This is a genomic window from Undibacterium sp. GrIS 1.8, from assembly GCF_040544445.1.
In the GTDB taxonomy this organism is placed as follows: domain Bacteria; phylum Pseudomonadota; class Gammaproteobacteria; order Burkholderiales; family Burkholderiaceae_D; genus Undibacterium.
Genome location: NZ_JBEONQ010000047.1, coordinates 16963 through 31262 on the forward strand (window position 1 = coordinate 16963; position 14300 = coordinate 31262).

The 14300-nt window shown below is 47.5% G+C and carries 14 protein-coding genes; 7 read left to right on the forward strand and 7 right to left on the reverse strand.

Annotated elements, in window-relative coordinates:
* Positions 1–127: 127 nt before the first annotated feature.
* Positions 128–1240 carry an NADH:flavin oxidoreductase/NADH oxidase gene (locus AAKU64_RS18170; RefSeq protein WP_354362616.1) on the reverse strand — a complete coding sequence of 371 codons (1113 nt, stop codon included), beginning with the start codon at positions 1238–1240 and terminating at the stop codon, positions 128–130.
* A 320-nt stretch (positions 1241–1560) separates the two neighbouring features.
* Here AAKU64_RS18170 and AAKU64_RS18175 point away from each other — a divergent pair, with 320 nt between their 5' ends.
* Together AAKU64_RS18175 and AAKU64_RS18180 are read left to right on the forward strand one after the other, a co-directional pair.
* On the forward strand, positions 1561–2613 hold the full coding sequence (locus AAKU64_RS18175) for a catalase family peroxidase (RefSeq protein ID WP_354362617.1): 1053 nt from the start codon (positions 1561–1563) through the stop codon (positions 2611–2613).
* A gap of 280 nt (positions 2614–2893) precedes the next feature.
* Positions 2894–3373: a hypothetical protein gene (locus AAKU64_RS18180; RefSeq protein WP_354362618.1), complete on the forward strand. Its 480-nt coding sequence runs from the start codon at positions 2894–2896 to the stop codon at positions 3371–3373.
* Between the two features lie 128 nt (positions 3374–3501).
* Here the strand turns inward: AAKU64_RS18180 and AAKU64_RS18185 are convergent, their stop codons facing one another.
* Together AAKU64_RS18185 and pobA are read right to left on the reverse strand one after the other, a co-directional pair.
* A complete protein-coding gene (locus AAKU64_RS18185) occupies positions 3502–3774 on the reverse strand; it encodes a hypothetical protein (RefSeq protein WP_354362619.1) in 273 nt (90 codons plus the stop codon).
* Between the two features lie 223 nt (positions 3775–3997).
* Positions 3998–5179, reverse strand: coding sequence for a 4-hydroxybenzoate 3-monooxygenase (gene pobA, locus AAKU64_RS18190; protein ID WP_354330749.1), 1182 nt, complete (start codon positions 5177–5179; stop codon positions 3998–4000).
* Positions 5180–5356: 177 nt separating this feature from the next.
* Between pobA and AAKU64_RS18195 the strand changes: the two genes are divergently transcribed.
* The 5 genes from AAKU64_RS18195 (at position 5357) to pcaCD (ending at position 11080) form a co-directional block, all read left to right on the forward strand.
* The gene (locus AAKU64_RS18195; RefSeq protein WP_354362620.1) at positions 5357–6382 is read left to right on the forward strand and encodes a helix-turn-helix domain-containing protein; all 1026 of its coding nucleotides are present in this window, start codon (positions 5357–5359) and stop codon (positions 6380–6382) included.
* Positions 6383–6664: 282 nt separating this feature from the next.
* The gene (gene pcaH / locus AAKU64_RS18200) at positions 6665–7357 is read left to right on the forward strand and encodes a protocatechuate 3,4-dioxygenase subunit beta (RefSeq protein ID WP_354330752.1); all 693 of its coding nucleotides are present in this window, start codon (positions 6665–6667) and stop codon (positions 7355–7357) included.
* 77 nt (positions 7358–7434) lie between these two features.
* Positions 7435–7962: a peptidase associated/transthyretin-like domain-containing protein gene (locus AAKU64_RS18205; protein ID WP_354330807.1), complete on the forward strand. Its 528-nt coding sequence runs from the start codon at positions 7435–7437 to the stop codon at positions 7960–7962.
* Positions 7963–8347: 385 nt separating this feature from the next.
* The gene (gene pcaB / locus AAKU64_RS18210; RefSeq protein ID WP_354330754.1) at positions 8348–9724 is read left to right on the forward strand and encodes a 3-carboxy-cis,cis-muconate cycloisomerase; all 1377 of its coding nucleotides are present in this window, start codon (positions 8348–8350) and stop codon (positions 9722–9724) included.
* 99 nt (positions 9725–9823) lie between these two features.
* A complete protein-coding gene (gene pcaCD / locus AAKU64_RS18215; protein WP_354362621.1) occupies positions 9824–11080 on the forward strand; it encodes a bifunctional 4-carboxymuconolactone decarboxylase/3-oxoadipate enol-lactonase PcaCD in 1257 nt (418 codons plus the stop codon).
* Positions 11081–11173: 93 nt separating this feature from the next.
* On the opposite strand, the gene AAKU64_RS18220 is transcribed toward pcaCD, so the two are convergent.
* The 4 genes from AAKU64_RS18220 to AAKU64_RS22645 form a co-directional block, all read right to left on the reverse strand.
* On the reverse strand, positions 11174–11800 hold the full coding sequence (locus AAKU64_RS18220) for a glutathione S-transferase family protein (protein ID WP_354330758.1): 627 nt from the start codon (positions 11798–11800) through the stop codon (positions 11174–11176).
* 32 nt (positions 11801–11832) lie between these two features.
* Positions 11833–13095, reverse strand: coding sequence for a branched-chain amino acid ABC transporter substrate-binding protein (locus AAKU64_RS18225; RefSeq protein ID WP_354362622.1), 1263 nt, complete (start codon positions 13093–13095; stop codon positions 11833–11835).
* A 495-nt stretch (positions 13096–13590) separates the two neighbouring features.
* A complete protein-coding gene (locus AAKU64_RS18230; protein WP_354330762.1) occupies positions 13591–13899 on the reverse strand; it encodes a hypothetical protein in 309 nt (102 codons plus the stop codon).
* 52 nt (positions 13900–13951) lie between these two features.
* On the reverse strand, positions 13952–14239 hold the full coding sequence (locus AAKU64_RS22645; RefSeq protein ID WP_503012714.1) for a DUF7668 domain-containing protein: 288 nt from the start codon (positions 14237–14239) through the stop codon (positions 13952–13954).
* Positions 14240–14300: the final 61 nt, after the last annotated feature.

Consider the following 14300-nt stretch of genomic DNA (forward strand, 5'->3'; position numbering starts at 1 on the left):
AGCCTGTACTTTGCTAGCTTCACGCTTCCTCTCCCGCTAGCGGGAGAGGAAAGTAATACTAAATTCTTGCGTAACGCAGGAGATATTTTTTGCGGTGTTACTAGCTGTTCCTAGCTATTCTAAACTGTTAACGCGATCCAATTTTGACATCGCCAAACAAGCTATTCAGCCCCCTTGGTTGTGAGCGCCAGTATTGTTTTGGCGCTTCTACTTGGGCGCCTAATTCTGCTGCAGCATGCCAAGGCCAGTGTGGGTCAAACAGCATGCCGCGTGCTAATGCCACCATGTCTGCCTGACCTTCGGCTACAATCGCTTCGGCATTTTTTGCGTCAGTAATCAGGCCGACTGCGATGGTAGGCAGGCCGGTTTCTTTGCGCATTTTTTCTGCCATCGGTACTTGGTAATTGTCACCCAGCGGGATTTTTTGTAATGGTGAGATACCTCCGCTGGAGACATGTACAAAGTCGCATCCCAGCTTTTTCAGCGCATTGCCAAACACCACGCTCTGATCGATATCCCAACCGCCTTCAAGCCAATCTGTGCCGGAGATTCTGATCCCAACTGGCATGCTCGCTGGCACCGCTGCGCGAATGGCTGCAAACACTTCCAGCGGGAAACGCATTCTGTTTTCTAGCGTGCCACCGTATTCGTCAGTACGATGGTTAGCAACAGGCGATAAAAATTCGTGCAGCAAATAGCCATGTGCCGCATGCACCTCAATTGTATCCAGCCCCAGATTGTGTGTGCGCTTGGCGGCGGCAACAAAATTTTGGATGATACGTTGCATGCCTGCTTTATCTAGCGCAATTGGCAATGCTTCTCCTACATTTTGCGGGATTGCCGACGGTGCAAAAGTCGCCCAGCCACCGTCCGCCTCGGATATCAACTGGCCACCATCCCACGGTGTATGACTAGAGGCTTTGCGACCTGCGTGCGCGAGCTGGATCGCTACCGGCATATTGGAATAGGTACGAATGGCATGAATCACTTTTTTCAGCGCTGCCTCATTGCTATCGGACCACAAACCCAAATCTTCTGGCGTAATGCGACCTTCGGGTTCGACTGCCGTCGCTTCGATAATCAGCAAGCCTGCACCAGATAAAGCCATGCTACCCAAATGGATCATATGCCAGTCGGTGGCGTCACCATTCTTCGCTGAGTATTGGCACATCGGTGCAATCACGATACGATTTTTTAATGTTAAGGAACCGACAGAAAAAGCGGAAAAAAGTTGGGACATGGAGTGACTCCGTCTAGATAGTTTGCAGTGCAGGATGTTGATGTAACTCATCAGCGGAGTTAGGTAAATTTCCGTTCGCATCGCCATTGATGCTGACAAGCTTATTTGAGTATCGCGCAAATTATAAAGTGATATTGCAAAGTGCATTGGACGCACGACTTTTAGCTGCTCAGCGCAATTCTGGAATCTAGTCCAAAATAATGCGAACATTAAATCTCAAGCTCCACACAGAAGTTTTGTGCCCAATTTTTAACTCCATACTTGCCGTTCCCGCCAGCCAAATTTATACCCACTTTCATTAATCAAGAAAAGGAAAAATCATGCCAGCATTATTGAGATCGACTTCATTTTCTATCACCGCAATGACGCTTGCTGTAATAGCACTGACTACGTTAAGCAGTTACACCAGCGCGAACGCACAAACAGCCGCCGCACCTGATGCATCCTCAAATAAACCGGTAACAGAACAAATCGTCGATTCTCTAACCAAGCTGGCAGGAGGTCCGCATGCGGGTTATCGCGCCAACCATGCAAAAGGGATTGTCACTATTGGTGAATTTGTGCCAGCGCCAAGCGCCGCCAGCATCACCAAAGCGGCGCACTTACAACGCACCGCCAGCAAAGTCACAGTGCGTTTTTCTAATGCGTCTGGCGTACCAAATATTCCGGATGCCAATGGCAACGGCTTCCCTAAAGGTATGGCAATCCGGTTTGATTTGCCCAAGGGTGTCAGCACAGATATGGTGGTGATTTCTACTAATGGTTTTCCTGTCGGTACGCCGGAGGATTTTTTGACTTTCCTTAAGGCGATAGAGGCCAGCGGACCCGGTGTTGCCAAGCCAACGCCAGTAGAAAATTTCTTGGCAACACACCCTGCAACGCTTAAGTTTGTCACCATGCCTAAGCCCGCTCCGGTCAGCTTTGCGACCCAGGCTTTTTACGGTGTCAATGCATTTAAATTTACCAATGCAAAAGGGGAAAGTCATTTCGGTCGTTACCGAATAGAACCACTTGCAGGGCAACAATTTTTGAGTGCGGAAGAGACAGAAAAAGCGACACCAAATTACTTGATGGATGAGCTGCCAGTCAGGTTAAAAAAAGAGCCAGTCAAGTTCCGTATTTCTGTTCAGCTGGCAGAAAAAGATGATGCCATTAATGACGGTACTCAAGTCTGGCCAGACACCAGAAAAATCGTCGAGTTAGGTACGCTGACTTTGCGTTCGGTACACGCAGATGGAAGCAAATTTGAAAAAGGCACGATGTTCAATCCACTCACTTTACTGGATGGGATTGCACCATCTGATGATCCGATTTTGTTGGCAAGACCTGCGGCTTACGCTGTTAGTTTTGGCCGACGTTTGAGTAATCCATAAGTAATTCATAATCCGCAACCAAGATTATGAATCGGATATGAAAATGACTAGCTATTTCGCTAGCGTAGCCTTGTTTTAAGTACTAGATTAGGTTTCTAACCTATAGGTTTTACGATAAACAGAAACACCCGCCGCAGAGAAGTAAAGTTGGTATTTGCGTTGTCTACGGCGAGTTATTTTCTTAAATTTACGTAAATTATCGTAAAGAATTGTTTTATCTGTTAGAAGCTTGTACTGACCTGCTGTCGAGATGAAATTCACCTGAAACTTGGAGAGCATCATGAGTAAAGTGCGCGTAGTCACAGCCTTTTTTTCTGGTTTGTTTTTGTATAACGTTTTCGTCTATTTGGGCGGCATGCTATCTGCTATCCAGATTCCCAACGGCTATTTTGATTTTTTTGGAAGTCAGCATAAGGTGTTGGCATTGTTCGTACTTGAGGCCACGACGTTTGCTTTCCCATGCTTCCTTCTTTCTGCAATCTGGTCTTGGATCACACTTCGTACGCTATCTCCGGTACGTGACGTCGCGAAATGGTGTTTTGGCGGTATTCTTTTTGGCTGGCTATATTGGCAAGCAAAGTTTATTTTTATCGTTTTGCCAGAGCCAAATTTAAGCTCAGTAGTAGAACTTCTTGCCGCATCGCTGGTGACACCGGTTTGGATAGTGCTGAATGTGTTAGCCGTACCTTTGGGTTTTATCGCCGCTGTATTGCTCGCGATAAAAAACGGCAATTTGGGTCCAAAACCTATGCAAGCATGAATGTCGGTTGCAAATAAAAATGCCAAACTGTTTTCACAATTTGGCATTTTTAAAATAGTTAAATTTGACAGCTGATTCGCACTAGCTATGAATCAAGATCAATTTCCTTACCGCGACGAGCAGATGGCTTATTGAGGAACTGCCATCAAATGTCTGGTATTTTTGCCGCTGCCTGTGACAGAGCTGTTTGTCTGTGATTTAGTTGCAATTTCTAGACCAGGAGGTGGCAATCTCCGGCTAAATTGTTCTGCTACAGATTTGTCTGCAACAGATTTGTCTGCAACAGATTTGTCTGCAACAGAATTCAATGCCTTCGCAAACGCATCTTGAGAAGAAACATATAACCGCAATGCAAATGCGGCGATGACGAAAGCGATTGGCAAGTATTCAATGATAGACATAACGGGCTCCGTTGGTTTGCAGTAATGATGCAGTGCAGCATATCGCGGAGCCAGTTATAACGCTAATTTCATTTCGCCATATCGACTATTCAAAATTTGAATATCTTGGCTTATATCTCGACTTATCTTTTAGCTTGTATTCCGGTTAGTGTCTCTTGATGTTGAGCTACGTTAGACCGCTTGCCAGTACTACTTACTCATAGCAGTTGTTCAAAGTGCTTTCTCAAAGTACTTTCTCATAGGGCAGGCCAACATAATTTTCTGCGATCGTGGTGCGCCCTGCTAATGAACTGGTGTAATACTCCAGCTCTGCCGATTGCATTTTCTGTGCAAAAGGGTCATCGGAGAACTTATGCAGCACCGACGTCATCCACCAGGAAAAGCGCTCGGCTTTCCAGATGCGACGCAGGCAGAGTTCTGAGTATTTTCCAAGGATATCGACCCGACCGTCGTGATATGTTTTACGCAGGCAGTGGTACAAAGTGTACACATCGCTGGCGGCCAGATTAAGTCCTTTTGCGCCCGTTGGCGGAACAATATGAGCAGCGTCACCGACTAAAAATAAGCGTCCGAAAGTCATTGGCTCGGCCACAAAACTGCGCAGCGGCGCGATACTTTTTTCGATCGAATCGCCAGTCACCAGATCTGTTGCGACATGGGCAGGTAAGCGAGTTTTTAACTCATCCCAAAATCGCTGATCCGACCAGTCCTCTACTTTGTCATCCAGCGGGCATTGCACGTAGTAGCGGCTTAATACGGCGGAACGCATGCTGCACAAGGCAAAGCCGCGTTCATGGTTGGCGTAAATTAATTCATTAGCAACTGGTGGTGTGGCAGATAAAATACCCAGCCAGCCAAAAGGGTAGATGCGTTCAAAGGTTTTGATTGCATCCACTGGAACAGATTTGCGCGATACGCCATGGAAGCCATCGCAGCCTGCAATATAGCCGCAGCTTAGTTCGATGTGTTCTCCGTCTTTGGTAAATGTGACGCGTGGCTTATCGGTATAAAAATCATGTAACTGCACATCGCTGGCTTCGTAAATACTCAGTGCCCCTGCATCTGACCGTGCCTGCATCAGGTCCCGCGTTACTTCTGTCTGGCCATACACCATCACGGTTTTGCCATTGGTTAAGGATTTCAGATCGATGTGTTCATTGCGTCCGTTAAACGCCAGCGTAAATCCCTCATGAATCTGACCTTCTTTATCCATACGGGCACCTGCTTTTGCTTCCCGGATCAGATCAGTCGTACCTTGTTCCAGCACACCTGCGCGGATTCTTTGCAACACGTACTCTGGCGATTTCGCTTCCAAAATCACCGTGTCTATACCTTGTAATTGCAATAGCTGACCGAGCAATAGTCCCGATGGACCAGCGCCAATAATTGCGACTTGGGTTTTCATTTTAATGGTCTCCGTTGTTATTCATCATGGCGTCATTGCATGGAATTACGTCGCCATTTTTTTACTATGATGTTCCTGTAACGGATTATTTGAAATGGATTTATTTATTTATAAATGGTACTTTTGGCAGATTAGGTACCATTTGAAATTTTTCTTCTGAACTATCTTGAGCGTTGTATGACAGAACAAAAAAGCATCCCTATCTACAAATTATATGGCGAAAGCGATCCATGGCCGATGGCCGATATGGTGCACTGCGAGTCAATTGCAGCACGTAGCCGCTTGCACAATTGGCATATTGCAACACATCAGCATAATGGCTTATTCCAGATTTTATATCTGGTAGCGGGCAGTGCAAAAATTCAACTGGATGATCTTCAATATGAAATGAAGGCGGGGCAGATTTTGATGCTGCCGCAGATGCGCGTGCATGGTTTTAAATTCAAACGCGATGCCATCGGGCATGTGGTCACGATTGCTTATCCGCTGATACAAAATTTGATGCAGCAACTGAGGCCGCAACTAATGCAGAAACGGATGCAAAAAATGCCGCAATCGATGGGCGAATCACGACTGCACGCTAGCGACACAATAACTAGCATCAACAACATCAGCGCGTTAACAGTCGCCAACATTCATGCATTAAAAAACGATGAAGAGAGTCGGTATATTCAGGCTGCGTTCACGATGCTGGACAATGAGTATCGCGGCAGATTGCCGCATCGCGCCCAATTGATTGAGTCGCTGCTGGCGAGTATCCTGATCTGGCTGACTCGCAGCGAAACGGTAGCTTTAACACCAGCAAATGCGCTGCAAAAAGATCGCCTCCAAAACAAGCTCAGTGCCGCGGTATTAAGCCAGACCTCTACCCGGCGAGGATCGCATTTTCCACGTTTTTCTGAATTGATTGAGTTGCACTACACGACGGATCAAGCAGTCTCTTATTATGCCGATCAGCTTGGTATTACGGCAGCCCATTTAAATGCCTTATGTCGCCAGGCGGTCGGGCAATCGGCGCTGGGTTTAATTCATGAGCGCCTAACATTAGAAGCCAAGCGTAATCTGGTCTACACATCGATGAGTATTAGTGTGTTGTCGTATACGCTGGGGTTTTCGGACCCGTCTTATTTCACTCGATTTTTTAAACGGCAAGTGGGATTGTCTCCCAAAGAGTTTAAACAAAAAGTAGGAACGAGTGCATGAGCGATATCTAAAAAATGGTGGCTGAAGTTTGTGTTTTTCTGATGCAAATCAGATGGAACACCGCATGTATTCTTGATGAAAATAATGAGTCGTGCGTACATCGCACATATTTACGAGATTGCGTCTTTTTTGGAATCGTCCGACTTGATCTTTATTCCGTCACGATCTATCTTTCTGCATGATCTTCTGCTCTGCCAACCTAGTCAGAGCGATCAACAATCGATGATGCATAGACATCCAGGCACTTAAGCACTTAAGCCAGACAAAACATAGGAGCACGCTGTGAAGTTTGATTCCGTAGAGGCGGGACTGTACCCAACCCTCATTTATCCCTCATATAAATCCACGATCAAACGTGGCCCAACGCAAGCGGCATTGCGTATCGTCGCTGCGGAACCTGTAGAGACCAATATCACCGTAAGCCCTAGCTTGATTTTGCCGAATGATATGGATCTGACTGCGCATGGTCAAAGCCAGCCCTTGGGCGAAAAAATTGTGATCACTGGTCGCGTTTTGGATGAAGATGGCAAGCCAGTACGCAATTCTTTGCTGGAAGTATGGCAATGCAATGCAGCAGGACGCTACTGGCATAAACGTGATCAGCATGATGCGCCGCTTGATCCTAATTTTTATGGCTTCGGCAAGATGCTTACGGATGACGACGGGCGTTATCGTTTTGTGACCATCAAGCCTGGTCCTTACCCTTGGGGTAATCATCATAAAGCCTGGCGGCCTGCGCATATTCACTTTTCGCTTTTCGGCAATGTGTATGCGCAACGTCTGGTAACGCAGATGTATTTTCCTAGCGATCCTTTGTTTGACTACGACCCGATTTTTCAGAGTATTCCCGATCTGGCAGCGCGTCAGCGTTTGATCGCCCGTTTCAGTATGGACGAAACGGTGGATGACAAAATGCTGGGCTATGAATTTGATATTGTCTTGCGCGGTCGCGATGCGACGCCCATGGATTTGTAAACAGGTTGGGCAGACTAGGAAACGATATGACATCAACGATAAAACAAAGCGGTGCGTTGGCTAATACAGCGTCTGACATGAGCGTATTGCTGACCACTTCACAAACCATCGGTCCTTTTTCGCATGAGGCATGGCGCTGGGCGGTGGATGCAACTGCACAGATGAGCAGTAGCGCACCGACCATCACGATCAGTGGCGTGATTTACGACGGTGACGGCACGCCAATGAATGACGCGATGATCGAGGCTTGGTTGCCCGGCAGCGCAAGTGTGGAAGCAGCGCATGCGATACCGGGTTTCCGGCGGGTGCCCAGCGCTGAAGACGGTAGTTTTCAATTTACACTATCGATGCCACTGGCAACAGAATCGGCGCAACTCGGGCAGCCAGCCATGTTTGTGACCGTGTTTGCGCGTGGCTTGGTCAAGCATCAATTTACTGCGGTGTTCCTGGAGGACGATGCTGGATTAGCTGATGCGCCGATTCTGACGCAGGTACCAGCAGAGCGTAGAATCACTTTGATCGCGATCAAACAGGCCGAGCGCAGTTACCGTTGGGATATCTGGATGCAGACAGATAAAGAGACGGTCTTTTTTGACTATGTGTAAGTGGTATTGATGCTGGTATTGGTGTGCTGACCAGAGATGGGCTGCGGGCTGATTTCGGGCGATCTACTGGCGATGATTTAATAGCAAAATTCACTGACAAAACCAATATACTCCCCACGTTTTTATAGAAATATTCCGTATTGTCCAGATAATATATGGACACTTAAATATACATAGGTGGAGTATATTAAATTAACTTTAATGCTGCATCAGCAGATTCGCACTTAAGCTGACTTATCTGAACTTAGGAACTGACTTACGTTGATGCTATTTTTGCGCAAGCCGTATAGTAATTTCGATCTGGTTTTGCACCAGGCTCTCATACCAATTGAGCGTACTAATTAAGCGTACCAATTTAGCCAGTCATAAATCAAAGTAGAGATCAATGAGCGTATCGATTTTTGAACATTTTTTGACCACGCCGGACATGATTGCTGTGTTCGATGATGCTGCCATTGTGCAGGCGATGTTGCAGTTTGAGGCTGCGTTGGCCAAGGCTCAGGCAGCCGAGGGCATCATTCCAGAAACCGCCGCACGCGATATCGCCAGCGTCTGCAATGCGCAGCTTTACAATATCCCGGTGATGGTCAATGCCAGCCGGCGCGCAGGTAGTCTGGCAATACCATTGGTGAAAGAACTGACCAAAACAGTCGCGCTTTATAGTGAAGAATCTGCCACGCATGTGCATTGGGGCAGCACTAGCCAAGACGTGATTGATACCGCCATGGTGTTAGCTACCAGGCAGGCAATCAGCTTAATTGAGCGCGACTTGCAAGTACTCATCCAACGCTTGATACAACTGGCAGCGCAGCATTTGCACACGCCCATATTGGCACGAACTTTAATGCAGCCTGCGCAAGTTACCAGTTTTGGCTTCAAACTAATAAGCTGGCTTGCACCCTTGGTACGCGCACGTGAGCAGTTGCGTCAGACTGCCACCCGCGCCTTGGCTTTGCAACTCGGCGGTGCAGTCGGCACGCTAGCGGTGATGGGGGCAAAAGGGCCAGCGGTTGCTGCGCGTATGGCGGTAGATTTGGGATTAAGCCTGCCGCCAGCAGCCTGGCATACGCAGCGCGATGAATGGGTGCGATTGGGTCTGGAAGTTGCCGTGCTGGTCGGCTCACTGGGCAAAATTGCCACCGATCTGAGTCTGCTAGCGCAAGGCGAAATTGCAGAGCTGGCAGAGCCTTCGGGCAAAGGTCGTGGCGGTTCATCGGCGATGCCGCATAAGCGTAATCCTGTGTCTTGCATGATCGCCTTAGCTGCAGCAGCCAGAGCGCCACAACGCGCCGCCGCGCTACTGGCGAATATGGGGCAAGAACATGAACGTGGCTTGGGCAACTGGCAGGCCGAATTAGCAGAATGGCCTAGCTTATTTCTGAGTGCGCATGGCGCGGTCAATGCCTTGTCGGAGGCGATGGCGGGTTTGCAAGTCGATAGTACCCGCATGCTTGAGAATATCGATGCACTACAAGGACTGGTGTTTGCCGAGAGTATTTCTATTTATCTGGCGGGCGTAATCGGTCGTCCAAAGGCACACAGCCTGATGGAAACTCTGACCCAAAAATCAGTCGCCGACCATATGCATTTGCTGGATGTCGTCACAGAGGTGGTGCGTAACGATGCCCGTTTATCCGAAGTGATTGATCTGGCTATATTACAAAAACTGTTTGATCCGCGTGTAGCAACCGAAGGCGCCGCGGCGCTGGCAAGTACGCAACTGGCGGCATTGCGGCAGGGCGTAGCAAGTAAGCATATTTAGTAATGATGGCCTTACGCTGATGATCATAATTAACACGGATGTAGCTGATTTTGCGTACATCTGCCCACTTACTTTAACTATTTTTCCCACATAAAAACGATGAGCTACGACCCACTGAATCATGATCTTGAACGCGGTTTACAAAACCGACGCACTATTCTGGGCGATGCTTGGGTTGATCGCTCTATCAATAATGCGAATAGCTTCAACGCTGAATTTCAGCAGTTAATTAGCCGTTTTGCCTGGAATGATATTTGGGGTCGTCCCGGACTGGATTACAAAACCCGCCGCGTCATCGTACTGGCAACGACGCTTGCCCTTGGTTGCTGGGAAGAGTATGAGTTACATCTGCGTGCCGCCTTGCTTGGTGCGCCCGACAACCGCTTGTCGCCAGATGAGTTAAAAGAAGTCCTAATGCAATCGGCGATCTATGCAGGCGTACCCGCAGCCAATACCGGCTTCTCATTGGCACTGAAGATTTTGCGTGAAGTCAGTACAGAGATAGGCTACGTAATAGAACCGCTCTCACCGTTTGAAGTCAGTCATCCCGGCTCAGGTAAGCAAGGGCGGACTAATAGCAAGCCAGCCTTGCATTACAGCGTGCGAGAAGCACGTAATGGTAAAGTGCCCCGTCATACGATAGTGCTAAGTCACGCCTTGGGTTGTGACTTAACGATGTGGGATCAACTCGCTAATGTGCTTGCGTCGGATTGCCGCGTCATTTGTTATGACCATCGTGGGCATGGCAGTTCTGACGCGCCCTTGGGGCAATTTAGTATGGCTGATTTAGCCGACGATGCCGCTAGCTTATTGCGCGAATTAGATACTGGGCCGGTGGTGTGGATCGGTTTATCGATGGGCGGGATGGTGGGGCAGGAGCTAGCTTTACGGCACCCCAGTTTGCTACGCGCCTTAGTGATTGCTAATTCCACCTCGCAATATACTGCCGCCGCGCGCGACGTCTGGGCTCAACGTATTGCTACGGTACGTGCTCAGGGTATAGAGGCGATTGCAGATGCCGTGATGGCACGCTATTTTCACGAGGATTTTCGCGCTGCTCATCCTGCAACGGTTGCCCGTTTCCGTCAGCGGGTAGTTACTACAGATGGCGATGCTTACATCCGATGTTGTGATGCAGTTGCTAATGTGGATACCACTGATCGCTTGTCGCAAATTACTTTGCCATGCCTGGTGATCGCCGGTGTGTCAGATCAAGGCACGCCAGTAGCAATGGCGCAGATTCTGGCAGACGGGATAGCAGGCGCTTCACTGCATATTTTAGACAATGCTTCACATCTGAGTGCTATAGAACAGCCAGACGCATTTGCACAAGCGGTGACACAATTTTTGCGCTAGATTTGAGGTAGGTTTGGACTGGTAGCGAAAGATAAAACCGCCAGAGTAGAGTAACTCTGGCGTTATGCTTAATTAAAAAATGTAGACTCCTATTCAGGCGCCCAGCGTATAAGCACCGCCACGCTCTAAAGCACGAATATATGCCGGATTGGCATGCAGCCGTTTGGCATACTCTTGCAGATTTGGATATGCGCCTAGCATCTTGCGTGCTTCAGCAATTTCCACAACAAAACTGATTTGAATATCGGCAGCACTCAGTTCATCTCCGAGCAAATATGCTTGGTCACCCAATTCCGCGCTGATGTAGCTAATGTGGTTATCGATCTCGCTGCTGATCCGCGGTCCCAATGGTGCACCAGCTTCACCTAAACGACCAACATACAAAGCCAGCAAGAGCGGCAACATCGCAGAACCTTCAGCAAAATGCATCCACTGAGAGTATTTGATATAAGCCGCAGTATCTGACTTTGGTCGTAGACGACCATTGCCGTATTTATTGACCAGATATTCAATGATGGCACCGGACTCTGCTACCACTAAATCATCGTCAGAAATGACCGGTGATTTACCGAGAGGATGGATGGCTTTGAGCGCTGCAGGTGCTAACCGTGTCACCGGATCGCGCTGATAGTTGATGATGTCGTAATCGACTCCCAGTTCTTCTAACAACCATAAGATACGCTGCGAGCGAGAGTTATTCAGGTGATGGACTTTGATCATAGTAGTGCTCGTTTCATTAGTTGCTGAAGAGGTTATCTGGTAGGCCGCTTCATCTGACATGAAGTCGGTTGCGAGGCCACAAAGGTATCAATTTTTTGCTCAGTTTTCCAGCCAAAGCCAGTATTTTCCTGATCAAATTTGACATCCTTGCCGTTCGTTTTTACCCAGTTAGTAATGTAGATCGGTTGCTGCGCCTGATGATCCGTTTTACGCATTTCTACATTACCGTTATAGCTTTTGATCGTCATGCCTTCCATCGCAAAAGCGACTTTGACCGGATCGGTTGATCCGGTATCTTTGATCGCCTTAGCTAACATGGTGATGGCGCTGTGACTAGACATCAGCCAGTAATCTTCATTGTATTTCTTCTTAACTGCTTCAGCCATATCTTTACCGGCAAACACCTCATTATTGATATTCCAGTTGCTAACATTTTTAATCCGGTCTACACCCGCAGCACCCATTGCAGTCGGTACACCAGTAGTGTAAGCGGTGTAGGTATAAAAGTTGGCTTTGAGATCAGCGTCTTTTGCTGCTTTAATCAATAACGCAAGATCATTGCCCCAGTTGCCGGTGATGACCGCATCGGCACCCGAGGCTTTGATTTTAGCGACATACGGAGAGAAATCTTTGACGGTAGCAATCGGGTGCAAATCATCGCCGACGATCTGAATATCAGGACGTTTACGCTTCAGATATTCTTTGGCGGCGCGGCTGACCTGGTGCCCGAGTGCGTAGTTTTGGCCGATGATATAAATTTTCTTAATACTAGGGTCTTTCGCTAAATAACTCGTCAGCGCTTCCATCCGCATGTCAGAGTTTGGCTCAAAGCGGAAATGCCAAAAACTACATTTGCTGTTCGTCAGGTCTGGGTCTAGCGCCGCAAAATCCAAATACACAATTTCTTTACCCGGATTACGTTCATTATGTTTGTTGATGGCATCAACCAAGGCCAGCGCCACCCCTGATCCGCCGCCCTGAGTGATGTAATGATAGCCCTGATCAATCGCGATTTTCAGTTGAGTCAGCGACTCTTGTGGACTACCTTTCCCATCGAAGCCTACCATTTCTATCGTGTTAGCCGGTCCCGCCCATTTTTCCTTATTCGCAACTTCAGTCACCATCTGAAAATTTTTCAAGGCAGTCTGACCCGTAGGTGCGAATGTTCCCGACAAAGCATCGATAAACGCAATTTTGACGTTCTCTGCATGTGCCGCCGGAGCCAGCAGGGCGGCGATTGAAAGCGAAACTGAGGCAGATATTGCTTTCGCAAAAGGACGTAATTGATAGGCCATGGGTGTCTCCTGTTGGCTATTGAAGCTAGGATCGGCATCAGCCTGACGTTATGAGATCGACAGGTCGGATACGCTTAGATTTTTAGAAATTACTTGCCGTAAATTGTCGCGCCATTTGATTAGTGAGAGATTGAACTTCGTGCCAACGTTGTCCCAAAATCAAACGAAGATACAGCTTAGGACGATGTGAGGAATAACGCGAATGATTTCTGTGGATGATCAGGTATGAATCGTATGCATAGTCATTTAGGTCATCGTTAAACCTCAATTACGATGATCGATGGAAATTACTGGCATAGATGTCGACGTCTAGCGCTGATTATTGAACGCTGTACGGGGTTGGTGTCGGATGACTCAATGATGGAAAACCCGAATGCTAATTACGAAGGTTTTTTTCACCGGCGTCTTCAAACCTTGTATGACCGAGTAAATACTGAAAATTCGGACGCGTTGACAGGACGCATCAATAGACCGCTTAGTGTCGACTGCAGGCAATCAGCTATCAATTTTTGTATCTAAATCCTTTCCCACCGCTTTATTTGCTTGTGGGAAAGCAGCATTAAACTCATCCTGCCCGCGGTCATCCATTTTTGCCTTTTCTTTTTTAAATTCTGATTCGGCTAGTTGTTTAAACGCCGGAGAAATTTTCAAGACAATTGGAAATAAAATTAAAAAAATAACCAATCCCCCAAAAAAAACTGCGAAGGCCTCAGCAATTGGCAGTATCCAATAAAGTATCCCGACAATAGCAGCCAGAATGTAAAACACAAATTTAAGAAATATTGAAACTATCCTATCAAACAAATTTGATTCCTTTCGAAATTTGAGCTAATACGCCACTGGCCGGTTTGTGCCGTCACGGGACATAAACAAAGTGCACCTCAAAAATGTGATCCGTATCTTTCTCGTAAACACGCGCTTCCAAAACCAAGTCACTGGCTCCTTCCTCTACAGTGTACAAGTCAATCAATACATCCCAGCGATTACCCATCCATTGACATACAGATGTACTCCAAGTCTCTTCAGACAGGTCAACCAAATTCGCACCGTAGTTTTTAATGCTTGCAGTAATTTTTGATGCTTTTTCTGAAGAGACTGCGGTAACTCCATTGTAAGCCCTCCATAAACCCCAGATAGCGAGCAGATTTCGTGATTTTTATCGATTTTCGTTCAAAGGTGTGATTCAGGAGAGCTGGCTTAATTTT